Source organism: Candidatus Electronema sp. JM, assembly GCF_048287415.1.
Lineage (GTDB): Bacteria > Desulfobacterota > Desulfobulbia > Desulfobulbales > Desulfobulbaceae > Electronema.
The window spans coordinates 44638-69118 of sequence record NZ_JBLWEN010000042.1 but is presented as its reverse complement, the minus strand read 5'-3'; the positions used below and the strand labels follow the sequence as shown (position 1 = coordinate 69118).

General features: G+C 53.9%; 18 protein-coding genes. All 18 read right to left on the bottom strand.

Annotated features, from left to right (window positions below):
• Positions 1-108: 108 nt before the first annotated feature.
• Complete coding sequence (locus tag ACNKH6_RS08635) at positions 109-219, bottom strand: fibronectin type III domain-containing protein (protein ID WP_417915151.1); 111 nt, start codon at positions 217-219, stop codon at positions 109-111.
• Positions 216-2588 carry an SPFH domain-containing protein gene (locus ACNKH6_RS08630; RefSeq protein ID WP_417915150.1) on the bottom strand — a complete coding sequence of 791 codons (2373 nt, stop codon included), beginning with the start codon at positions 2586-2588 and terminating at the stop codon, positions 216-218. Before ACNKH6_RS08630 ends, ACNKH6_RS08635 begins: the two co-directional genes overlap by 4 nt.
• 226 nt (positions 2589-2814) lie before the next feature.
• The gene (locus ACNKH6_RS08625; protein ID WP_417915149.1) at positions 2815-3420 is read right to left on the bottom strand and encodes a fibronectin type III domain-containing protein; all 606 of its coding nucleotides are present in this window, start codon (positions 3418-3420) and stop codon (positions 2815-2817) included.
• 410 nt (positions 3421-3830) lie between these two features.
• A complete protein-coding gene (locus tag ACNKH6_RS08620; protein WP_417915148.1) occupies positions 3831-4565 on the bottom strand; it encodes a hypothetical protein in 735 nt (244 codons plus the stop codon).
• On the bottom strand, positions 4510-5544 hold the full coding sequence (locus ACNKH6_RS08615; RefSeq protein WP_417915147.1) for a DNA cytosine methyltransferase: 1035 nt from the start codon (positions 5542-5544) through the stop codon (positions 4510-4512). The genes ACNKH6_RS08620 and ACNKH6_RS08615 overlap by 56 nt, the downstream gene beginning before the upstream one ends.
• Positions 5545-5583: 39 nt before the next feature.
• On the bottom strand, positions 5584-6663 hold the full coding sequence (gene mraY / locus ACNKH6_RS08610) for a phospho-N-acetylmuramoyl-pentapeptide-transferase (protein ID WP_417915146.1): 1080 nt from the start codon (positions 6661-6663) through the stop codon (positions 5584-5586).
• Positions 6663-9662 (bottom strand): UDP-N-acetylmuramoyl-L-alanyl-D-glutamate--2,6-diaminopimelate ligase, encoded by a 3000-nt coding sequence (locus tag ACNKH6_RS08605; protein ID WP_417915145.1) that lies wholly within the window; start codon positions 9660-9662, stop codon positions 6663-6665. Before ACNKH6_RS08605 ends, mraY begins: the two co-directional genes overlap by 1 nt.
• Positions 9659-11584, bottom strand: coding sequence for a PASTA domain-containing protein (locus ACNKH6_RS08600; protein WP_417915144.1), 1926 nt, complete (start codon positions 11582-11584; stop codon positions 9659-9661). The genes ACNKH6_RS08605 and ACNKH6_RS08600 overlap by 4 nt, the downstream gene beginning before the upstream one ends.
• A gap of 7 nt (positions 11585-11591) precedes the next feature.
• Positions 11592-11960, bottom strand: a complete 369-nt coding sequence (locus tag ACNKH6_RS08595; protein ID WP_417915143.1) for a hypothetical protein — start codon at positions 11958-11960, stop codon at positions 11592-11594.
• An 11-nt stretch (positions 11961-11971) separates the two neighbouring features.
• Positions 11972-12859, bottom strand: coding sequence for a 16S rRNA (cytosine(1402)-N(4))-methyltransferase RsmH (gene rsmH / locus ACNKH6_RS08590; protein WP_417915142.1), 888 nt, complete (start codon positions 12857-12859; stop codon positions 11972-11974).
• 31 nt (positions 12860-12890) lie between these two features.
• Positions 12891-13739 carry a 3-methyl-2-oxobutanoate hydroxymethyltransferase gene (gene panB, locus ACNKH6_RS08585; RefSeq protein WP_417915141.1) on the bottom strand — a complete coding sequence of 283 codons (849 nt, stop codon included), beginning with the start codon at positions 13737-13739 and terminating at the stop codon, positions 12891-12893.
• Between the two features lie 17 nt (positions 13740-13756).
• Entirely contained in the window at positions 13757-15520 is a 1764-nt protein-coding gene (locus tag ACNKH6_RS08580; protein WP_417915140.1) for an LIC_10190 family membrane protein, read from the bottom strand.
• Between the two features lie 381 nt (positions 15521-15901).
• Positions 15902-19405 carry an exodeoxyribonuclease V subunit beta gene (gene recB / locus ACNKH6_RS08575; protein WP_417915139.1) on the bottom strand — a complete coding sequence of 1168 codons (3504 nt, stop codon included), beginning with the start codon at positions 19403-19405 and terminating at the stop codon, positions 15902-15904.
• Positions 19406-19428: 23 nt separating this feature from the next.
• Complete coding sequence (locus ACNKH6_RS08570) at positions 19429-20604, bottom strand: TMEM43 family protein (RefSeq protein WP_417915138.1); 1176 nt, start codon at positions 20602-20604, stop codon at positions 19429-19431.
• A gap of 106 nt (positions 20605-20710) precedes the next feature.
• Entirely contained in the window at positions 20711-20863 is a 153-nt protein-coding gene (locus tag ACNKH6_RS08565; RefSeq protein WP_417915190.1) for a Kazal-type serine protease inhibitor domain-containing protein, read from the bottom strand.
• Between the two features lie 258 nt (positions 20864-21121).
• Positions 21122-22276, bottom strand: coding sequence for an ATP-binding protein (locus ACNKH6_RS08560; protein WP_417915137.1), 1155 nt, complete (start codon positions 22274-22276; stop codon positions 21122-21124).
• Between the two features lie 77 nt (positions 22277-22353).
• Positions 22354-22965: an anthranilate synthase component II gene (locus tag ACNKH6_RS08555; RefSeq protein ID WP_417915136.1), complete on the bottom strand. Its 612-nt coding sequence runs from the start codon at positions 22963-22965 to the stop codon at positions 22354-22356.
• Complete coding sequence (gene trpE, locus ACNKH6_RS08550; protein ID WP_417915135.1) at positions 22962-24443, bottom strand: anthranilate synthase component I; 1482 nt, start codon at positions 24441-24443, stop codon at positions 22962-22964. The genes ACNKH6_RS08555 and trpE overlap by 4 nt, the downstream gene beginning before the upstream one ends.
• Between the last annotated feature and the right edge of the window lie 38 nt (positions 24444-24481).

Sequence of the window (24481 nt, the reverse complement as noted above, 5' to 3'; positions counted from 1 at the left end):
ATTGCAGCATCCTTAACACCGCTACATATTTCGCGCTGACTGCCGCTTTTCGTTACTTTTTTAGTCGTTCACTAAAGCGATCAGGCTATAGAAGGAGGCACCTCGCCTCTACAGCACCGCCGCCACTGTATTGCTCGGCTCGCTCTCACCGGCTTTGTTGACCGCGATGACGCGATATTCCAACTCCTTGCTTCTTTGAGCAGCAGCGTCCGCCTTCATCCTGCGGACACAGCAGTGTCGTCATGGTTCTTATGAAGATTCTTCAGGAGAGCGGGAAGCTCAACGCCGGGCAGAAGTTTGGTCAACATGCCCATCAACCCATCCGCAGCAGTGCCGCTGCCCGCCACCAGGACATCTGGCACAATCTTGATGCTGCCGCGTTCAATAGCAGCGGCAATCAGCTCCACGATTTTGATCTGCTTGACAGCATTTTCGCCAAGGGCTTCCTGCTGTCTGGTGTACGCCTGGGCGGTCGCCTCGCCGATGGCGGCGATCTTGGATGCCTCGCCGTCGCCGATGGCTTTCAGCCGCTTGCCCTCGCCTGCGCCTTCCAGTGCCTTGGCCTCGGCTGTGCCTTCCGCAAGAGTGATCATCTCAGTCTTCTTCTGTGTGGCAACTTTCACCGCGATTTCTGAGGCGACCAGGACAGGCTGCTGATCAGCAGTGGCCCGCATCTTCTCCATCTCGGTGCGTTCCGTTTGCGACTTCTGCTCCATCTTGTACATCTCCTGCTGCTGCTCGGCGATGATCCGCTTGGTCTGCGTCTGCATCAGCTCTTCCGGCAGGCGGATCTGGCAGATCAGCACCGACACGCACTCCACATGATACTTTTCCAGATCAGCTCTGGCGCGAGTCTCCGCCTTCACTTGCTCTTCCGACCGGCTCTGAAGGAAGTTCATTGCCGAAGCTGTGGATGCCTGATTTCTGAAGGAGGAGTCAATCATCGGATGGATGACATGCTGGATCAGGTTGTCAATGGAGCCGACTTTGGCCACCATGTACGGGGCCTGATCAGGCCGGACACGGATGACGACCTTGACCGACACTTGGATCGGGAAGCCGTCTTTCGAGATGACGTTCAACTGGTCAAAGCGGGTCTCCTGCTGATCATCCCAGTCAATGGTGATGTTGGTCGTGTCAATGATATACACCATGAAGGCACGCCGGTTCAGATAATATCGGCCTGGCCCGGCAACCTCTTCCTGAATGCCCCGGAATCCTGTCGGCACCACATATTTCTCTTTGCCTTCCTCCTCCGACGCACCGATTTGGCTTGAGCCGAGACGCTGCTTCATCTCCTTTGTCGGCTCCTCGCCGACGTTTGACACCACGACTCCAACCTGACCGCGCTCGACCACCGCGACATCGTCGGTTTCCACGCTGAACATAAACGGGTTGATATAATAGGTGCCCGGCCGCAGGACATCCAGCTGCGGGCCGCGCTGTCCTTGCCGGGTCAGGAAGGCGGAACCATCCTGATAATCATTGTGGCCGGTTATCGGGGCGGCGACATATTCCCGTTCTGGCAGCGGAATGCCGTCCAAGGCCGTCACCAGCCCGACTTTGTTGGCTTCGATGACCACCGCAGGGGCAATCTGGACTTTGAAGAGGTTCAGATTGATGCGGTACGTGCCAGGCAGGAGGATGTCAATCTGCGGCCCCTTCTGGCCACCATTCTTCAGAAAGGCATCGCCGTTCTCGTAGTTCGAGTGACCGGGCACGCTCTGCGCCAGCAGTCGTCCTGTCGGGATCGGCGCGCCATCCTGAGCAGTGACCATCCCGACACTGCCCTTCTCAATCACGACAGCGGCGGACTTGGTGACTTTGAACAAATTTGGATGAATACGGTAAACACCTGGCGGCAGTATCTCTGTCTGCGGCCCTTTCTGGCCGCCGCTTTTAATGAAATTCTCGCCGGACTGGAAGGATTTGTGGCCGGGCATCACATCAGCAAAGATGCGCCCAGTGGGAATCGCCAGCCCGTCAGCAGATTCAACCAGGCCTATCTCTCCTTCGCCAATCTTAGTGGCCGTGCTTCTGGTGACTTTGAACAGATACGGATTGATGCGGTAGTTGCCCGGCGGAATGATTTCGATCTGCGGCCCTTTTTGGCCGCCGTTCTTGATGAATGCCTCGCCATCCTGAAAAGAGGAGTGGCCTTCCACCGCCCCGGCGAAAATTTTGCCTTCCGGGATCGGCGCGCCGTCCACTGACTCAACAATGCCTATTTCGAGGTCTTTAATTTCCGTGACATTCCCTTTGGTCAGTTTAAACAGGTACGGGTTGATCCGATATTTACCAGGAGGGAGCACCTCAATCTGCGGCCCTTTTTGGCCGCCGTTCTTGATGAATGCCTCGCCGTCCTGAAAAGAATTATGGCCAGGCACCACTGCGGCAAAAATGTTGCCGGTCGGAATAGATGTTCCATCGACTGATTCAATCAGACCAATTTCGTTTTCCAGTATTTCGGTGAAAACGCTTTTGGCCGCCTTGTAGATAAATGGAATCAGAAAATGCAGACCAGGACCAAGTGTCCGCGCTTGGATGCCGACTTCATCGCCCAGGGCCACAACCCGTCCCTGAGGCATCTTTCTGCCAAACCACCTTCGTTCAATCAAAGCAATTTCGTTGCCGCCAACAATAACGACGGACGCATACAACAGAATTGCCAATGGTACGAAAACAGCAAGGTAGCAAAAATGAACAATAATGAACTCTAGCAGAAACATATCTCCTCCTTTTTAAAGGATGCTAAACCGTAGTGGTTGGCAAGTCTGATTTTTCAAATCCAAAAACGTATGCGGCACCTTCGCCTCACAGCACCGCCGCCACTGTGTTGCTCGGCTCGCTCTCACCGGCTTTGTTGACCGCGATGACGCGATATTCCCATTCCTTGCCATGCGTCTGGTTATTGAGCGTGATTTCAATGTCAACCGCCATGCCAGCCAGTTTCCACGCCCCGCCTTCGCTCAAATCGCGGCGTTCGATCTTGTAGGAAGCTGCTGCGCCGCCGTCAGCAGGCTGCTTCCAATCCAGCGTCAGCCAGCCCGCGCCTTGCCGCAGCACTTCCAGCAGCCGTGGCTGGCCGGGAACTTCCAGCGCGTGCGGCGCAGACCTGCCGCCCCAGCCAAGTTCCGACAATTTGGCATCATCGCCCTGCACCGTGTCTTCGGCGTAATGGAGCACGGTTTTCATGTCGGTAATCAGCGCGTCAAAGTCGGTCTGCTTGGTGTCGGTGGCCTGCTTTGCCGCAGCCTGCGCCCTGACCTGCGCATCGCTGGAATTGGCTGCCGTGTCCAGCCGAGCCTGCAAAGCGGCAGAGGAGACCGGCGGTGAAGGAAAGTTCGGATTGTTTGCAAGCCCGCTGATGATGTTTTGCGCCAATGCTCTGATTTCAGACTCTGTTTTCGGAAAACGCATGATGTTTCCTCCTTGTCTGTGAGACAGTGTGGTTTTGTCTGGCGCGGTTGAGCTGCGCTTTGTGCAGATTTTACTGAATGAATACGCCGTTTCCCCTGCCTTAAAGCACGCCGGAAACGGCCTGATGCACACTGGAATTGCCTTAATTCCAATTTAAATCAGGCCATTTTCGATTGGAATCGGCTCGATTCCTGTTGAAATTGGGTCAAAGTCAATCGGAATTGCCCTGATTCAAATTGACTTTGGGCTGTTTTCGGTTGAAATCGCCTTGATTCTTATTGGAAACGGGGCAATTCCAATTGAAATCGTGTCAATGTCAATCGAAAACATGGTGATTCCAATTGACTTTTTGGCGATGCAAGCATTAAAAAATCTGTCGCTGGCCTTATTCGCCCTCGTTTCGTACTTAATCATAAAATCGTTATCCAAGATGGATCAAACTTGATCGACAGTAACACTTCATCGCGGTCAAGCAACGGAGGTTCTTGTATTCTGACTGCCAGCCGTTCTTCAGGAACATTTTCAATAATGGTGAACTGAGAGCCATGCGGCTGCCACGTGAAAAGATGCCGCTCATCCGCCTTGGCATAGCCTTCAAGATTGTTGCGTTCATTCCATTGCCACCAATACTGATCAGCAGGATACATGATGGTGTCAAACTCAAAGGCGGCAAGTTCAAGCAGATCATTAGACTTGATCAGCACCACTGTGCGGACATGCCGATACAGCTTGCGGACTCCAGCAACCCGTTCATTCCAGATTGCTAAAATTTTCTCGCCAAGCTCATTCGGTTCGCATCTGCTTATTTCTTTGTCGCCAAAGGAATACACAGGCGAGTTGCGTCCTGAAATGAGACGGACTTTGGCGACCGTGGATGGCTTGGGATTCTTGACGGTTTTGGCACCCCAAGCAGTCTGCTCCAACACGACATCATCAAGTCCGACATTGGAAGGTTTCCATTCCGCCCCAATCAAGCGTGCAAAAATCTCTTCCCAGTCTTGTCCTTCAAGCCGAGCATCCTTTCCCCTGCTGGCAAGCAGATAGATTACCTCACGGCCTAAATTGACTGCAAAATGCTCAGGAAATTTGTTAAGCGGATACGGCGGCTGGTATTTCTCCACCGTCCGCAGCTTTGGCGATTGCATTGTATTTTCTTTTTTCTGCAAACAAATTGAGCTGACGGATAGTTGTTTCCTGTGAATTCAAAGAAACCCAGCCGCAAGCCTCAAGCACATTCCTGATCACCGCTTTGGCAACAGGCACCGGCAGGCTGTTTCCTGCCTGTTTTCTGGCTTGGGCATAGCTGGATATGATCTTGAATTCTTCTGAAAACCCTTGCAGCCGGAACATTTCTCTGGCTGTCAGCCGCCGCTCTCCATTGACTAAAAGATAATTATAAGAAGCTCCTGCCCGCAAGGCGCAGGAAAAAGGATATGCGCTGATATTGCCGGATTTGTTTTCATGCCAGATAGTCGGCTCGGCTGAAGGCTGCTTTCGGCTCAACCGCTTCTTTCTGATATGCTCCGAGGCGAAATATTCTTCAGGCACCTCGTGTTCAAGAATATCCTTGAGCGGTCGCATGGGCATCTTGGCAGCAGGCCACTGAAACGGGCAAGATTTGCGGAAACCGACAAGAAAGATGCGCTCTCTTTTCTGCGGCAAGCCGAAATCCAGCGCATTGAGAATCTTGTATCCGGCATGATAGCCCAGTTCACGCAAGATTTCCAAGATTGTCCGCAAGGTTTCTCCCTTGTTGTGCCCGGCCAGCAATTTTACATTCTCAAGAACAAAGACAGAGGGTTTCTTTGCGTCGAGGATTCTTGCAATCTCAAAAAAAAGCGTGCCTCTGGCATCTTGAAATCCTTTTCGCTGACCGATGATGCTGAAAGGCTGGCAAGGGAAACCCGCCAGAAGAATATCATGTTCTGGAATAGATGCCGCCGGAATTGCCGTGATGTCGCCCTGCGGTAGTTCACCGAAATTTGCCTGATAGACCCGCTGGCATTCCTTGTCGATTTCGCTGCTGAAAACACATTCGGCAGCAAGGCCAAACTCTGCCGCAGCATGGCACATGGCATAGCGGAAACCGCCGACTCCGGCAAACAGGTCAATGTATCTGATCACGCTTCCGCTCTTCTCCAAGGTGCAAAAGTTTAGTTGGCTTCACCTCAGCTTCAGCGTCGCCAAAGCCATCAAACCAAGAATAATCGAGATGATCCAGAAACGCACCACCACTTTCGGCTCTGTCCAGCCCTTTTTCTCAAAATGATGGTGAAACGGTGACATGAGGAAAATGCGTTTGCCGCCGCTGGCCTTGAAATAGCCGACCTGAATGATCACCGACAGGGCTTCCATGACAAAAATTCCGCCGACAATGGCGAGCAAGATTTCCTGCTTGATGATGATCGCCACTGCACCCAACGCGCCGCCTAATGCTAAGGAGCCGACATCGCCCATGAAAACCTGCGCTGGATAGGCATTGTACCAAAGAAAGCCGAGACATGCTCCGGCCAAGGCTGCGCAGAATACCGCCACTTCCTCCGCACCTGCAACATGCGTGATTTGCAGATAATGCGCCATGCCCGCGTTGCCGACCGCGTAGGCGAAAATCAGATACACTGACGAGGCGATCATCACTGGCCCGGCGGCAAGGCCGTCCAGCCCATCGGTGAGATTGACTGCGTTTGACGCGCCGACGATCACTGCCACGGCAAAAGGGATATACCACCAGCCGAGATCAGGCTGCACGCCCTTGAGGAAGGGCAGGCTGATGCTGCCATCATAAGCCGGATGCAGGTGCAGGTACAGCCCGACTAGCAGGCCGCCGAGGATTTGCAGGATCAGCTTGCCCCGCGCCGACAGCCCTTTGCTGCTGCTTTTCGTCACTTTTTTCCAATCGTCCACCGAGCCGATCAGGCCGTAGAACAGGGTCAAGCCGAGACAGACCCAGACCAAGCCGTTGCGCAAATTCGCCCAAAGCAGCGTTGCCGCCGCGATGGCGACCAGCATCAGCAGGCCGCCCATTGTCGGCACACCGCGCTTGCTGAAATGACTTTCCGGGCCGTCGTCGCGCACCACTTGGCCAATGCGCTGACTTTTCAGCCAGCGGATGAAGGCTGGTTCAAAGAGGAACAGAATAAGAAAGGCGGTGAGCGCGCTGCCGATAGAACGGAAGGTCACATAGCGGAACACATTGAGCGCGCTGAAATATTCGTGCAGCGGGAAGATCAGATTGTAGAACATCAGCAAGCTCCCTCGTTCAGCTTGGCCTGCACGGCCTCCAGCGCCTTTTCCATCCGCATCCCACGCGAGCCTTTAAGCAGGAGCCAGTCGCCCGCTTTGATATGGTTTTTGTCAATTTCATCCAGCAGCCAGGCGGCCATTGCGCCGGTGTCGGCAAAAAGATGAATCCGCTCTGCGGCCATGCCTGCCTGCCGCGCTCCTTGCGCAACATATTCAGCAAAATTGCCGACAACAGCCAGCGCATCGTAAGCAAGTTCCGCAGCCTCGCGGCCAATTTTCTCATGCGCCTCGATTGAAGATGCGCCCAATTCCAGCATGTCGCCGAGCAAAGCAATATGCTGACAATCTTTGCCAAAACTGAGCAGAGTTTTCAAAGCCGCAGACATTGAGCCGGGATTGGCGTTGTAGCAGTCGTTGAGCACCTGCACGCCGTTTGACAGCGTGACAATTTGCATCCGCTTGTCCGTCACGCCCTGCTGCGCGGCCAGAGCGGCGGCGATGGTTTCCGGCGCAATGCCCGCCGCATGGGCGACCGTAGCCGCAGCGCAGCAGTTGCTGACGCTGTGCAGGCCGGGCAGGGAAATCGTTATTTCCTGCTCCCAGCCGCTGATGCGCAGGGTGAAGCGCATTCCTTTTTCACCGAGATCAGCAATGCTCACCGCGTTGACCTCCGGCTTGCAGCCAAGTCCTTCCGGCGTGACAGCAAAGCCGATGATCCGTGCTGAATTCGTCGGCAGTTTGCGCACCTGCGGATTATCCATATTCACCACGCTGACCGTGTCTGGCCGCATTCCGGCGAACAGCTCGCCCTTCGCCTTGGCCACACCTTCAATGCTGCCCAAGCCTTCCAAATGCGCAGCCTGCACGTTGGTGATGCAGGCGATGTCCGGCTGCGCGGAGGCAACAAGGCGGGCAATTTCGCCGGGATGATTCATGCCCATTTCCAGAACTGCCGCCCGATGGCCTGCTTCCACCGGCAGGAGCGAGAGCGGCATTCCGACCAGATTGTTGAAATTGCCCTGTGTTTTCAAAACCGGGTTGATGCCCGTCTTCACCTCAGCAAAATGGCGGCTGAAAATTGCCGCAACCAGCTCCTTGACCGTGGTTTTGCCGCAGCTGCCGGTAATCGCGGCCACAGTCAGGTTTTTTCCCAGCAGCCTGCGGCGATATGCGGCCAAATTAAGCAGGGCTTGCAGCGTGTCCGCAACCTGCACAAGCAGCACGTCGGCAGGAACCGGCACCTGCACTTCCCGATGAACAATAACCGCAGCGGCTCCGGCCTTGACCGCTGTCTGCACATAATCGTGGCCGTCGAATTTCTCCCCGGCTAAAGCGACAAAAATATCGCCTGGCTGCAAGCTGCGGGTGTCTGTGGAAATATTTCCAAACATCGCAGGGGCAGGCCCCTGTGCCGTGCCGCCCGTCGCCGCCAGCAAATGCCGCAGATTCCAGCGCAGCAGCCCGTTGACCGCCTCAATCCGGTCATCAAAGAAATGCCGCTCCGCGCCGATGATCTGATAATCCTCATGGCCTTTGCCTGCCAGCAGAACGATGTCTTCCGGCCCGGCTGAAGCGCAGGCCGTCTGCACGGCAGTTCGGCGGTCAGTTATGCAGGCAAAACACCCGACAAACAGCTCCTCTGGCGCAACTTCGACCAAACCAGCAGCCCGGCAGCCTGCCGCCACCTCGCTGATGATCGTCTCCGGCTTTTCCGAGCGGGGATTGTCCGAAGTGACTATAGTCAAATCAGCATATTGCGCCGCAATCGCGCCCATTTGAGGCCGCTTGCCTTTGTCGCGGTCGCCGCCGCAGCCGAAGACGCAGATCAGCCGCCCGGCAGCCAAGGGACGCAGCGTTTGCAGCACATTTTCAAGGGCATCCGGGCTATGGGCGTAATCCACTAAAACCACCGGCTGCTGTTCCTCAGGCAAACCGGGCAGACGCACCCGCTCCAAGCGGCCCGGCACCTGCCTCTCCTCTGATAAACCAGAAATAATTTGTTCTGACTCCAAGCCCAAAGCCAGCCCGGCTCCGGCTGCGGCGAGAATATTCAGCACATTGTGCCGTCCGGTCAGACGGGAGCTGAAAGGAAACGCCTTGCCGTTCAAGCTGAGAGTGCAGGAAAAGCCCCGGATATTCTGCTGCAAATCAGCGGCGGAAACCGTGCAATCGGCATCAAGACCGCAGGTGAATTGCGGCAGCGCAGGCAGCTCCGCCGCCAATTCCCGGCATAGCTGCTGGCTCCAGTCGGAATCGGCGACAATCACCGCCTTGCCGTTCTCTTTAAGATAACGGATGAAGAGCAGCTTCTTTGCGGCAAAATAGGCCTCCATCGTGCCGTGAAAATCGAGGTGGTCGCGGGTCAGATTGGTGAAGAGGCCGAGATCGAAACGCAGCCCGGCCAGCCGTTCCTGCTGAAGGGCGTGCGAGGAGGTCTCCATCACAACATGCGTCACGCCTGCGTCGGCCATTGCCCGCAGCGTGGCTTGCAGCTCGACCGGGCCGGGCGTGGTCAGCTTGGCAGGTTCGGCAATCAGCTTGCCAGAAGAATCCGGCCAGCGGCTGTTCACTGTGCCAATCACCCCGACACGGCAGCCCGCCGCTTGCAGCATTTGCTCAATCAGCCAGGAAATCGTGGTTTTGCCGTTGGTGCCGGTCAGGCCAATCAAGGTCATGTTCCGTGCCGGAAAATCATGCAGCGCGGCGGCTAACCAGCCCAAGGCGGCATGGCTGTCGCTGACCTGCACCACTGCCGCGCCGTCTATCTGGCCGGGATCGTCCTCGACCACCACGCAGCGGCAGCCTTGAGCAATCACCTGCTGAATGAATGTGTGGCCATCCGCCTTGCCGCCTTTGACCGCGACAAAGAGGCAACCCGATCTGGCCTCACGGGAATCAGGGGTGATTTTGCTGATCTTGCTATTCGCTGTTCCGTGCAGGATTTTTGCGTTGAGTTCGGGCGGCAGGCAATGCAGCAGCAGATGCAGTTCGATAGTCATTTTTCTTTAAAAAGCGGCTCTAAGCGCAGCTCGCAAGTGTCAATTTTGGTCAATGATGTTTTCGCCGCCGGTTTCTGGGCGACAACTCGTCCGCTGCCTTTGATCTGCACCCGCAGCTTGTGCGGATTGAGGCGGCGCAGGGCTTGGCGCAGGCTGAGGCCAACTACGTCAGGCATAACTTGCGGAGCCTGCTCGTATTCTTTTTCTTCCGCAGCAGGCCGGTTCAGGCGGCGGCTGAGAAGAAAACGGCGCAAATTCGCCTCATTCCGGGCGGTCGGAGGCTCTTTCAAGGTTGCTGTGCTGTCGCCAGCAAATTTGGCAAGAACCGGCAGCAGATTGCGGCCCAGTTCAGCTAATTTATTTGGATCGTGAAAAAGCGTGAAATCAGCAGGCTGCGGATATAGCGCGCCATAATCAGCAGCCAGAACCAGCAGCAGGTTTGGCTTGCTCTGCGGCGCGGCAGCGATCAGCACAGCCTGAAGATGCTGCTCCCGCAAGCCGTTTTTCTCGGCAGCGGCAGCCACGCTGTTGGTGTACAGAAAGCCCTCGCTGCTGGCCCAGAAGGAATCATGCAGCAGGCTGCGGCGCAGCTGCACGCCAGCAGTGGGAGAAACGAGCCGCTGCGCCGGACTGGCATCAGCTTGGCGGCTGAAAAACTGCCGCCGGTCAGGATCATGCACCGCTTCAAGAAACCACGGTGTGAGCCGTTTGCCGCCGTTGAGCAGCGCAGCCGCGCCGACAGCGATATCTGCCGCACTCAAGCGACCATTGCGGAGCAAACCGTTTTCCGCCGCCGGATGTTTTGGGTCAAGCGGGAGCAGTTCCGGCACTGGCTGATCAAAACCAAATTTCTGCCAGATGGCATCCCAGTCTTCTTGCGTGAACTCAGAGGGAATTCTGACTGCCGCAGGCAGCAGGTCGCCGCCCAGTTCTGCGTTGCCCGCTGCGGCTGCTTCGGCCAGCAAAGGCCGCAGCAGTTCAGGAAAAAATTCCGCCGAAAAGAACGGCCCATCCTCTTTCGGCAAAACAGCCTGCGCCCCGGTCTGCCAGAAATAGTTGGGATCAAAGCCGGGCTGCCGCACCGCAGCCAGCAGGCGGCCTGTCTCTACATCAAGCACCAAGGCCGCGCCTGCCGCTGCGCCGTTCTGCCGCCGCCAGTCACTCAGCCCTTCTTCAAGCCGTTTTTGCAGTTTGAGATCAAGGCTCAACACCAAATCAGCGGCCTGCGGTCCCAAATGCGTCTGCCCGGCAAAATCAATTTCTTGAGCCTCGGCAGGCCGGAACGCGCCCGGCTGGAGCAGGCTGTCGTAGAGTGCCTCCGTGCCGCTCAACCCATTTTCCTCATTGACAAAACCGAGCAAACGCCCTGCTGCTGCATGACCGGGATAATAGCGGGCCTCGACCGGCTTGCACGACACTCCCGGCAAGGCAAGCGTTTCGACAGCCTTGGCTTGCTCTGCATCTAAGCCGACGGTCAGCTCCACCATCTGTTCTCTGCTGGACAGCCGCCGGAACAGCTCTTCCGCATCCGCTCCTGCGGCAGAAGCGAGCCGCGCCGCTGCCTCTTGCAAGTCGGTCAGCTCTGCCGGATGCGCCTGAAGGGAGTACAGACGGTAGGAAACCGCCAGCTCCTCCAAGTTCCGATCATAAATGGTGCCGCGCAGGGGAGCTGACGCTGCGGGCGGAGCAGCAGGCGGCGGCGAGTTAGGTTGCTCCGCCTCCTCTTTGAAAAATTTATTGATTGCCCAGCCTGTTCCCGCAGGTGAAACAACAAAGAAGCGCAGCAGCCCTGCAGTGACCGCCAGCAAAAGCAGAGCCAGCAGCAGGCAAAAGCGATGCCACCGCCGTTGCCGGGCTTCGTTCTGCTGCTGCGCAGTCCGGCTGACTGCTGGCTTGCTGACAGGAGAGGCAGGCGCACGCATGGCGGGTTCAGTACAACTGGTGTTCCTGCTCTTTGGTCGGCAGTTGCAGGCCGAGACGGACCGCTGCTGCCGCAACAACACGCGGTTTGGAGGTCAGCTCGTCACGCTTGGCGGTCAGACTGGCATGATCGCGGCGGACTTCAGCATTGACCGCTGTCAGACGTTCCAGCTCCGCTGTTTCCTGGCGGATGCGCCAATGCAGCAGCAGGCTGATCAGCAGAGTCGCCAAAGCAATGGCAGCCAGCAGCCGCGCCAGCAAGCGGAAAAATTCCGCAGAAATTTCCTCTCTGCCGTTGCTGGAACGGGTGGGGGGACTGGCAATGCGAATCCGCACCTCCTGCCTGATATTGTGTCCTTTTTTGCCTACGGCCAGCATCAGCTTGTTTCTCAGATTTTTTCCGCCACGCGCAGCTTGGCGCTGCGGCTGCGGGGATTGGCGCATAATTCCGCCGCAGCGGGCAGCACAGGCTTTTTGGTCAGCACCCGCAGAGCCGGATTGCCAACAAAAGCCTGTTTGACCATCCGGTCTTCCAGCGAATGAAAGGTGATGACACAAAATCTGCCGCCGGGCGCAAGCAGCGATGGCACATCTGCCAGCACTTTGGCGAGATTGTCCAGCTCCCGGTTGACGGCGATGCGCAGGGCCTGAAACACCTTGGTGGCCGGATGAATTTTTTTTGGCTGATACTGGCCGGGAACAGCATGGCGGACGATTTCAGCGAGCTGGCGCGTGGTTGCCAAGGGCTGAACAATGCGGGCTTCGGCAATGAAACGAGCGATGCGGCGGGCCTGCCGCTCCTCGCCGTAGTGATAAAAAATATCTGCCAGCTCGTCTGGACTCAGGCTGTTGAGCAGCTCCGCCGCAGTTGCGGGCAGATCGCGGCTCATGCGCATGTCGAGCGGGCCGTCAGCCATGAAGCTGAAGCCCCGCGCCGCGCTGTCAAATTGGAGCGACGATGCGCCCAAATCCAAGAGGATGCCGTCCAGCAAGCCGGTGCCGCGTGCCAAGCATTCGGCCCGCAGCGCGGCATACGAAGTGGGAACCAGACTGAAGCGGCTGCCGAAGCCCGCCAGCCGTTCCTGCGCCAGCGCGGCAGCCTGGCTGTCCCATTCAAAACCGAACACGCGCCCGTCCGGGCTGGACTGACGCAGTATCAGCTCCGTATGGCCGCCAAGGCCAAGGGTGCCGTCCGCATACACGCCGCCGGAACGTGGCCGCAGCCAGTCCAGCGTCTCTTGCGGCAGAACAGAGATATGCAGCGTTGCATTTGCCATCCGCCCTTTTTATACCACCGGGCGGCTTCCGTCAAGGACAAGCGGGCGGCGGCTCGTCCAAGAGCGCGCTGAAATCCTCGGTGCTGGCGAAACTGTGCTCCGGGCCGGGAAACGCGCCTGCGGCCACCTCGCTGATGTAGGCTTGTGCCGCTTTTTTCATTTCCGGGGCAAGATTGACGTATTGCTTGACAAAACTGGGAACGAACTTGTCGAACAGGCCGAGCATGTCGTTGGTGACGATCACCTGTCCGTCGCAGTGCGGCCCTGCGCCGATGCCGATGGTCGGCACCGCGACCGCACGGGTGATGATTGCCGCCAGACTCGCTGGCACCGCTTCCAGCACGATGCCGAACACGCCCGCCGCCGCCAAGGCTTTGGCATCAGCTAGCAGCTTGCGCGCCGCCGCCATGTCTTTGCCCTGCACCTTGAAGCCGCCAAGCTGGCTGGCAGTCTGCGGCGTGAGGCCGATATGGCCCATCACCGGCACTCCAGCCCGCACCAAAGCGCGAACCGCTGCGCAAACTTCTTCGCCGCCTTCCAATTTGACCGCTGCGCAGCCCGCCTCCTTGAGAAACCGGATGCCGTTGGCCACAGCCTGTTCTGGGCTGACCTGATACGAGCCAAAGGGCATGTCGCCGATCACCAGAGCGCGAGCCGTGCCCCGGCTGACCGCGCCAGCATGATGCAGCATCTGCTCCATCGTCACCGGCACAGTGGAATCATAGCCCAGCACCACCATGCCCAGTGAGTCGCCGACCAGCAGCGAATCCGCGCCGACGCTGTCTAACAGCCGGGCTGTTGAGGCATCATAGGCGGTGAGCATGGCAATTTTTCGCCTGCCCTTCATCTCGCGGAAGTCTTTGACGGTTATTCTGCTCATCTGTAGAATTTTGTCAATTACTTTTTTTCTTGAATGATAAATCCTGAAGCAAGATCGCCAGCCCGTCTTAAGCTCAGATTTTCATTAAAGTATGGTGTGCAAGGAAGCGGAGCATCAAAGCATTGATCTTTCCCCTGCAATGGCGTATAAACACGAAGTCCGTGCTTTGTAATCTTTTCTACGAGCTGCGGTTGCTCATCTTTTTGCCAGCCATCTAATGAAACATTAGAAATAACCCGCTGATTTTTATGGACATAAAATAACAAACAAAAACATTCAAGGGTAAAGAACATGCCTGCAGCATATATAGCTGTTTGTCTGTTTGCTATTTGTTTAATCTTAAAGAGCAGAACTAAGGTCGCTGAAACTGGCAGCAACATGAAAACTGCATTGGCAAATCTTGGATCAGGCGCGGTAAAAAACCAGAAAAGCAATCCGGCAAATAACGGAAAAATAATTATCCACTCTATAAAAAATATTTTTCTTTTTTTAAACCACAAAATGGGGGTTAACAACAATACATCTATTAAAACAATGGTTACAAACATATACAAAGGAATAACTACATCAAAATAATAGTTCTGAATAATATTGTTCATCCAAGGATACAACCAGTTCCAGTTTCCTAAAACATTTTTCCAATGTGTTCCTGGTTGCCGCGCCCAGCTATAAACCCAGTTCTCTAAATCAACAACAGATTCAACAGGAAGAGACCAGCTAAGTTTCACATGACAGAGTGTTGAAGGATAAAAAGGATATCCAGATATTATTACACCATTCAAAAACCAAGCAATAACAATTACTATAGGATAGTAAATATATTTTATATGATATCGAGCATGAATCTGATTCAAAAAAATCATTATAATTATAATTAGTGCTGTGCAAGAAAATATTAAATTGCTTAATTTTATAGTTACTAACGTTGTTGCTAAAATAATAAAAGTTAAATTCTTAACTGGATAATTCGTGTTTCTGACAAGCGAATCATGTAATATACTGATAAATAACAGAAAAATAACAAGCTGAATAACGCTTGAGGCGAGGTCTGGCGACGGCGAATCAACTCCACTCGAAAATAAGGTAAAAAAAATTAAAATTGGAAGTAGAAACAACGATGTAGTCTTGTCTTGATAAGACAGATAATGATTATCTGTATTTTTAATTGTTGAAATAAATATTTCAAAAAATGTTAAAAATGCAAAAACAAGAATAGAGCTGTTGGCAATCGCTCTTCCTTGTCCAAATATAGGATATAGATTAAGAACAGCTACATATGTGAAAAAAGATTGATTAAACGCAAGCCTTCCATGTAAATTCCCTAATCCAGGAACTATCGGAAATGTATTTATCCATCTTATATAATTATAGTGATATAAATTTGAATCATAAATAGAAGTTTTTAGCATCGAGCGCGATGCAATCCAGACAGAAATTATAAGGAGAATAATAGCAAAAAATACGAAATATATTTTGTTGATATAAGTAAATATATTGTCTTTCTGATGTTTAATAGAAAAGAAAAATGATGCTATGCCGATAATTAAAATCGGGAGAACTGAAAAAATATTTACAGGAGCAAAAAAATGTATTAAATTAAATAAAAATAGAGAAATTGCAAATCCAAGCCAAATATAAAAAGTTGACAAAGACTGAATTTGATCTTTTTTGGTTATTCCAATCGCTTTAACAGAAGCTATTCCTATGCCGTAGAATGCAACCGCGAGCACAAAATAAAAAAACAAAGTGAATGACACAGATAAAACATGATTTATAGTCATATTTTCCTCATGTTGAATGCTAAAAAATTGAGCAGCCTAAGAAGGATTTTCGCATCAAGTGTTCACGGGATGCGGGTTGCGCGTTCAGGGGCGACAGCTTTGGCTTATCTTGCCATGTATTCCGAGAAAAAGGCAAGAAAATTCTTCATTGAAGCAATTTGGCAGACTGAATACTATGCGCAGAAACCCTAATGAACCGTATATACAGACTGTTATGAACTTTCCAGTATGTTAGTGATAAATTACACGTCATGAAAAATAGCAATGATGCTAACAAAGACAAATGAATCTTGTCTTTAACAAGACAAGATTTTTATCTCATGAGGATGTTAGATACATTCATGACTATGCTATCATATTAGCATATATAATAAGTATATTCTACATACTATAGAATATATCCTTCTCAATCAAAGATTGAGAAGGATTGGTGGTAAAAATACCACACTTTTCTCCATTTTTTATCTGCATTCCTCGCAAAAATAAATATAATGCCCCACCGAAATGCTGCTCATAACTATAGTTTTGGATTTTTCCAGCAAGAAAACGGTGCAATGCAACGGTGTAGATCAGATATTGCAGGTCATAGCGGTGCTCGTTCATGGCATCTTGCAACCTGTCTAATCTGTAGTCTGCTGCTTGGTTGCCGAGATGATTTGACTTGTAATCAGCAAGATAATATTTACCTTGCCACTGAAAGACGAGGTCTATAAAACCGGTCATCAGTCCCTGCAAGATGCCGTTGTTCTCCGGCAGCGGCGCATGACCGAAGTCCCGCAGCACGCGATTAAAGCGGTCTATGCGCAGAGATTCAAGCGGAAAATAAAAGGCCAGCTCGTTAAGCCGCTCGCCCTCTTGCAGGCAGGAGAGCGAAAAGCCCGGCAGCAGCTCGGCGCGAAGCACATTCTGCATCCACGCGCCGACCACTGGCAACCACGAAGCAGCAAATCCGGCCCGCGCCAGCTCGGTGGCAATCACCGCTTCGTGGCCGCTGGCATCGTTGAAGCTGATCTGCTCCAAAATGGCGTGCAGGCAGACACCAGCCGCCGCCCCTTTGGGAAAGCTGAACACATCCAGCCGTTCTGCCTCGTTTTTTTTCGCAAAATCCGCCAACTCATCATGATCCGGCTGCTCAGTTCTGTCCTCCTTGCGGAAGGCCAAGCTGGAGTAGCTGACAATGCGCCAGTCTGTGTCTATTCTGCCCCGAAACTGAGCCGCCTTCAGCGCAACCGCCTGCTCCGCTGCCCGCAGCGCAGGCGGAGCAGGAAATTTCGGCGGGCAGGGCTTCGCTGTCAGCACCTCAGCCAACTTGGCCAAATCAACAGCAATCTGTGTAGCTGAAAGCGGTTCAGACTGATGCAGCAGTCGGCAGAGCGCGCTTTCCTCCATTTTTTTGATCCAGCCCCAGCAAAAAAAGCAGCCATGCACCGCCCGCGTCAGGGCCACATAGAGCAGACGCAGGTCTTCGGCCAGCCGTTCCGCATCGGCCAGCCGCAAATGCTCCTCGTTGCCGGAGCCAAGATCAAGGCAGAGACGGCCTTGCCGATGAAAGGTCAGCGGCCCGTCCGGCATGACAGATCGGCTGCTCCATAAGAACGGCAGAAAAATCAGCGGATATTCCATACCCTTGGCTTTATGGATGGTGACGATTTTGACTAAATTTTCGTCGCTTTCCAAACGAAGCTGCTGATTTTCTGACTGACCGTCCGCGCTGTGCATCTGGTCGTTGAACCAGCGCAAGAGCGCATCCGGGGCAGGTCGCTGCTTGGCTGCCTCTTGCAGCAGTTCCGCAAGATGGAGGAAATTGGTCAGCCTCCGCTCGCCAGACGGCATGGCGCAGAGACGGCTGACCGTCCGCTGCTCGCTGAGGAGCTGCTGAAACATGGCGAGCACGCCCTGCTGCTGCCAGAGATCGCGATAACGGCTCATCGCGGCCAGGCTTTGTTCCCGCGCCGCATCGTCGTCACGGAGCTGGTCGAGCTGCTCTGCTGTCCAGCCAAAGAGATCACCAGCCAGCACCGTGCGCAGCAGGCCGCTGTCCGACAGATCGCTGAGACTGCTGAGGAGAAGCAGGAATTGCCGGGCCTCTTTGGCTGCAAAGACCGAATCGTTGTCCCCGGAAACACTGGCGATACCGAGCGCGTTCAACTCGCGGCGCACCTGTTCTGCCTCCGCATGAGTGCGCACCAGCACGGCGATGTCACCGGAAACCAAGGGCTGTCCGCCGATGCTGGCCCGGCCAGTCTGCCCGGTTGCCAGCAGCAGAGCGATTTCATGCGCACAAAAACGGGCGGCCTGCTCTCCGGCCAATTCTTTGCTCAAAGGCTTGCCTGCTTCTTTTTCTGGCAAAAACAGGCAGGTCAGCGGCGGCGGCGTGCTGCCGTCACGGAGAAAAGCGGCTGTTTTTCCTGCGGCGGCAACATGGGGAAAACTGATTTCCGGGAAAAGAAACGGAGCCTCGCCGCTGAAAAGCCGCTCCACCGCCGTGACCATCGCCGCGCTGGAGCGATGATTTGTGGTCATAGTCAGGCGGCACCGCTCGTGCGTGTCCCGCCGCGCTTGCAGATAGGTGAAAATGTCCGCGCCCCGGAAGCTGTAGATAGCCTGCTTGGGATCGCCGATCAGAAAAAGACCAGCCTTCTCATCTTCTTGCCACCTTTTTTTCGCCACCGCATCAAGTGCCTTTGCTGCTTCATGGACTGCCTTGAAGATGCGGTACTGGAGCGGGTCTGTGTCCTGAAATTCATCCACCAAGATGACCGGGAAGCGTCTGGCGATGCGCCGGGCCAGCTCGCCGCCTTCCGGCCCATGCAGGCTTTTATCCAACCAGACCGGCAGGTCATAAAAATAAAACTGGTTCTGCTCCTGCTTGCGCCGGGACAGCTCGCTGCGCAGCCACGCCCGCGCCTCAAGGAGAATTGCCGCCTTCTTCGCAACCGCCGCCCGGCCATGCGCCTGCCAGAATTGCTCGAAGAGATTGAAGAAGGGATGCTCCGGCGGCTCGCCCTTGCCTTTTTTCAGCAGCGAGCTGTCAATCTTGCTGGCGGTGAACAGTGCCAACTTATCAGGCAGCAGCCAAGGCGGTTCCGCAGATTCGGCCAAGCTGTCCATCTGCGTCAAGGCAGGTTCAAGCCGCTCCAAACCGTAGCCCTCGCTGTTGCTCCGCGACAGCCGCTTGTTGTCCCGCAACAGCGCGGCAATGCTTTCCCGCTGCTGCCGCCACTGCTGCGTCACTTCAGCAAAAAGCGACTTCAGTTCTGCTGTCTGCCGGGCGATATCCGCTTGGCTCACCTGCGGCAGACAGTCCACATCGTCCCGCTCCAGATGCCCGCCCAGCGCGGCCAACAGCTTTTCCGGCGATTCCCACTGCGTCTGCACCCAAGCCGCTTCTGCCTCTGCCAGCGGATAAAACCGCTGCCGCCAGAAATCCTCCATCGCCCGCGCCCGTATCTGCTGCTCGCTGTCCAGCAGCTCCATTTCAAACGGCGCGCCGGACTCAAAGGCATGTTCTTTGAGCATCCGGCGGCAGAAACTGTCAATCGTGCAGATGGCCGACTCGTCCATCCGGGTCAGGGCATCGTTGAGAAGCACTTGAGCCAGAGTGTCATCCTGCACTTTATCTAACAGCGCACGCAGCCGCTGATCATCTGCCCGCTTGTCCAGCACGTCGAGCGCGTCACGGATGCGCTGGCGGATGCGGCCCCGCAGCTCCTCCACCGCCGCCTTGGTGAAGGTGACAACGAGGATTTCATCCACGGCCAGCTCCTGTTCCAACAGCAGGCGGAGGAAGAGCAGGGCAATGGTGTAAGTTTTGCCTGTGCCTGCGCTGGCTTCAATCAGGATTTGCCCGTGCAGGCGCAACGTGAGGGGATCGAGTGGAAGCATGGCCCGACTTGCTGCTTAACGGTTCAAAATGCAGGTGGTGGCGGCGGCATGGCCGGTTTTGCTTGCACTTTGCCCAGCTTGCCTTTGACTGCGAGCACCAAAGCAACCGCCGCGACGAGCAGGCCGATGCCCAGCAGCGGTCGGGCAACGATCCAGGCGGCAGCAATGGTGAGCAATGAAAGCAGGGCCGCAAGAAAAAAGGCGATGATGCCAGTTCCTGCTCCAATGATATTGCCCAAAAAAGGCAGCAGATCAGCAGCCACTGACAGCACCTTGAACATCATGCTCAGTCCGGCGAACATCAGGACAAAGCCGACAGCGCGCAATATCCAGGTCAGAATGGCGTTGTCCTGCTCCGCCTTTTTGAACATGGCCTCGGCAGGCACCCTGCCCTCTTGAAGCAGTTCAATCGCCCCGCCCGCCTTGGCTTGATATGGCACAAAACTGCTGCCATGCTGCTGGGCAACCACGCTGATTTCCTGCGCCGGGACACTCGCAAACCTGATCCGCACATCACCCACCTGCGGCGAGGCCGGATTTTGGCCGAGATACAAGCCGCCGTCCTGTCGCTTGGCCCGTCCTGCCAGCTCTTCCGGCAGCGGCAGGTCGCTGGGCAGCGCAAGTGACTGCGAACCGCTGATTTTGCTGACCAAAGAAGGCGGCAGCGTGAAGGCGCCCAAGGTGATCCGCTCCGCAACCAGCTCTTCGGAACGATACGGCATAGAGCCGGGATTCTCGTGCCCTGCCGATTTCTTGAAGCCGGACGAGCTGATGGCATGGTTTGACCAGCCAGTGCTGTACGAATACGTTGTCACGGTTTCCGTGCCGCCGCCGAGCTTCTTCTTGGTCTCGCTCTTTGAGCTTTCATGCCATTGATACATCTCCACCTCGCGCCGCAGCTTGAGGGCGTTGGCCGAAACGCCGAAGACCGGGTCGCTCAAGCTGGCTTCCGTGGCCGCTGTGCCGCTCACATGCACCAGCTTACCCTCGTTGGCTGGCTCGAAGCCGTTCACCGAAATCACCGCGCCGCCGCCTTCCTTCAGGGTTTTGTAGGTTTTCACCGCCCTGCTCTCATTCCAAAACAAAAGCGGAAAGGCAGCAAGCAAGAGGATCAGGCCGAAAATAATCCCCTTGAAGGCTCCGCCGAGACGGCTGAACCACGATTCATTGCTCACTTCGGTGTAGGTGTCTTCTGACATGGCATTTCCTATCGGTGATATGAGGATGGATTGGGAAGGAAGGGGAAACGGAATACGGCAAAAAGTTCTTTCATGCGGCAACGTGTGCCGCATGAAAGCAAGCTGCTTATTTCTTTATCCGGCACACACCTTGATGCCGCACAGAAACGCCTGCGCTGGCAGCCATGCAATCATTAGGATAGGTTCTGCCGTCGCAACCGCAGACTGGCCGATAGATTTTATAACAAACTTTTGGCTTTGGCTTGCAGATTCCTGCCATGTCAGCCATGCCGCATCTGTTTCCTTTATAAAAGCAATACTCGCCTGTTGGGCAGCCCAAACCTTTGATCGTGCCGCAGATGCGGCCCGGCTTGCTGATAGTGCCAGCGGAACTTGCAGCAGGATTTGCCACAGCAAAAAGCATTGCGCAGCCAAGCAGGAACAGCCCAGTCATCACCTTGTTCATGAACAACCCTCCATTGTGTTGGAACTGCAAGAAGCACTATGCTTCTTCCCTATGCAGGCTCATTGTCAAAAATCAGTCCCCCTTTGGAGACAGTTTTTTCTTGAAAATTGATTCATGCAAACTTTCATCATCTATTATTTTTGCAACCTCATCGATAGCTTCCGAAGAAAAGAAAATTTTAGTTATTTTTGACAACTGATTTGTTGTCTCAATCCAAATAAATTTATCATATCCGCCTTTAACGGTACCTTCTGGTGGGTTATCAACAATAAAATTAGCTTTATCAACCCATCCAGGATAATGAATAACTGCTTTTAATTGCAGATTTGTAAATTTATATCTAACAATCTTTTCAGTATGTTTATGTAATGTGGTGATCGGAATATGCTGCTTATCACTATATAATTCTCCAATTATTTTATAGATTGGCTTTCCTTCATTATCTGTAATCTTTCCAATTTCACCTGCGCTTATAGCGTTTAAAATAATATTAAAAATACCATTTTCTGATTTTTCTATTTCCACGCTACTTTCAGACAGCTTCTTATCTTTACTGTTAAATCCATAAATTTTATTTTTCAATGGATTTAAAATAAGAATTTCCCGTGGATTTATATCAACCATTTCTGGAAGGAGATTAGACCATATCTCCATGAACTCCTTGCTTTTTTCATTCGCTTTTATTTGTATAAACCGATTAAATTCAGATGTGTCACTATTTGCTTGTTCAGTTTTTCCCGAATCCCTGTAATAAATAGCCCCTTTTGTTATCTTGTAATCAACAAAATCATTTATTGGCACAAGAATTTGATTATTTTTCTGTATCAAAAGATAGTAAAATTTTCTAGTGCCAATTTGAAACAATTGCAAGTCTATAGAAATCCCTGTCTTTACAATTTTTACAAATCTCTGACTAACGTCATTCAAGTCTATTTTCTGTAAAAAATTAAGATCCTTATCTTGCAATCCAATATCTTCGTGAATTCCAGTGTTTTTATTTTCTTTAATTCCAATTAAAATTACTCCGCCATCAGCGTTAGAGAATGCCAGTATATCTTTTGCGAAATTTTTTAAAAATACTTCTACGCAATCTTCGGTTACATTTTCAGGATTACAATTAAGCTCTTTTTTATAATCAATACAATTATTCTCCTTAGGGTAAATGCCGTTATTTTTGATGTTTTCAATAATGCCAGCAACGTACACTTTCAATTCTTTTATATCCATAATATATCTCGTTATTATTTTGTATTAATACAGGCAATAAATTTTTCTGTAATCTATTGCCCGTACCTTATTTCAATTTATCTGATTATCTCTTGATAATCCGCCCGCAGAAAATTGTGCAATAACTTCAGCCCCGCCTTGGTCATGATGGATTCGGGGTGAAACTGCACGCCCTCCACGGCCAAGGTTTTGTGGCGCAGGCCCATCAGCTCGCCCTGATCGGTGTGGCAGGTGGCTTCAAGGCAGTCAGGCAGCGTGCTTTCCTGCACCACCAGCGAATGATAGCGCATCCCCTCGAAAGGATTCTCCAAGCCGGTGAACACACCCTTGCCGTCGTGGAACATCGGGCTGGTTTTGCCGTGCATGACCCGCCCTGCCCGGAGCACTTTGCCGCCGAATGCCTCGCCGATGGACTGATGACCAAGACAGACCCCAAGAATAGGAATTTTGCCGCTGAAATGCTGTATCGCGGCGATGGAAATGCCCGCTTCTTTCGGCGTGCAGGGACCAGGCGAGATCAGCAGGCGGTCGGGCCGCATGGCCGCGATCTCCTCGACTGTGATTTTGTCGTTGCGGAAAACCCGGATTTCCGGCGGCTGCCAGCCCTGCGGCGCGTCTGGCGGCGCGGCGGCCAAGGTCTGAACGATGTTGAAGGTGAACGAATCGTAGTTGTCAATGATGACGATCACGGCAGCAGCCCCTGTTCGGCGAGTTCGACAGCCCGGCGCAGGGCGCGGGCCTTGTTGACGGTTTCCTCGAATTCCTTCTCCGGCACCGAGTCGGCGACGATGCCTGCCCCGGCCTGAATCCAAAGCTGATTGCCCTGCATGACAAAGGTGCGGATGGCGATGCAGAAATCCATGTTGCCGGAAAAACCGAAATAACCGACCGCGCCCGCGTAGGGGCCGCGCCGGGACGGCTCCAGCTCGTCAATGATCTTCATCGCCTGAATCTTCGGCGCGCCGCTGACCGTGCCTGCCGGAAAACAGGCGGCCAGCACGTCGAACTGATCTTTGCCTGCCGCCAGTTTGCCGTGCACACCGGAGACGATGTGCATGACGTGGCTGTACTGCTCGACCACCATCAGGTCGCGCACCTCGACCGTGCCGTGCTCGGCGACCCGGCCTGTGTCATTGCGGCCCAAATCCACCAGCATCAGATGCTCGGCCCGCTCTTTGGGATCAGCAAGCAGCTCCGCCGCCAATGCTTTGTCCTCATCGGCATTCGCGCCGCGCTTGCGGGTGCCAGCAATCGGGCGCAGCTCAATCTCGTCATTTTCAAGGCGCACTAATATTTCCGGCGAGGAGCCGATCAGGCACAGCTCATCCAAGCGGAAATAAAAGAGATACGGACTTGGATTGACGTGGCGCAGGGAGCGGTAGAGCAGAAAGGGATCAAGCGTGGTTGTCGTCTGAAACCGCTGCGAGAGCACCACTTGGATGATGTCGCCAGCGGCGATGTTCTCCTTGGCCCGCTCGACCATCTGGCAGAACTGCTGCTCGTCCATGTTGGAGCGGAACTCGTGCGGTCCGCAGCCCGCAGCCGCGCAGCTTTCCGGCAGCGGTTGCCGCAGCTTGGCGATCACCGCCGCAATCCGGGCGCAGCCTTCTTGGTATAACGCCGCAGCATTCTTGCCCTCCTCCGGCACGACATTGCAGACCACGGTCAGCTTCTGGCTGATTGAGTCGTGAATCAGCATCAGACGCGGCACCATGAAGGAGGAATCGGGGATTTCTGACGGCGCGTGGCGGTCAGGAATATCCTCAATAAAGCGGATCATGTCGTAGCCGAGAAAGCCGACCAAGCCGCCGTAGAAACGCGGCAGGCCCGACGCAGTGCTGGCTTTGAACGAGCGGAGAATGTCGCGCAGCTCGGTCAGCGGATTGACTCCCTCGCGCTGCTCAATAGCCGCGCCGCAGCGGGTCAGGCTGATCTGGCCGCCTTTGGACTGAAAAGTCAGCAGCGGATCAAGGCCGATGAAGGAATAGCGGCCCCATTTTTCACCGCCTTCCATGGATTCAAAAAGAAAGGCGTGCCGCTCCTTGCCCGCGATTTTGGCGAAGATAGTCAGCGGCGTGTCCAAATCAGCGATGACCGTGCGGTGCAGCGGCACCAAGCCCGCCGCTGCTGTCATTGCCGCGAATGCTTCCAGATCAGGCGTGTACATGACTGCTGTCCTGCGAAAAAGAAAAAGCCACAGAAGCG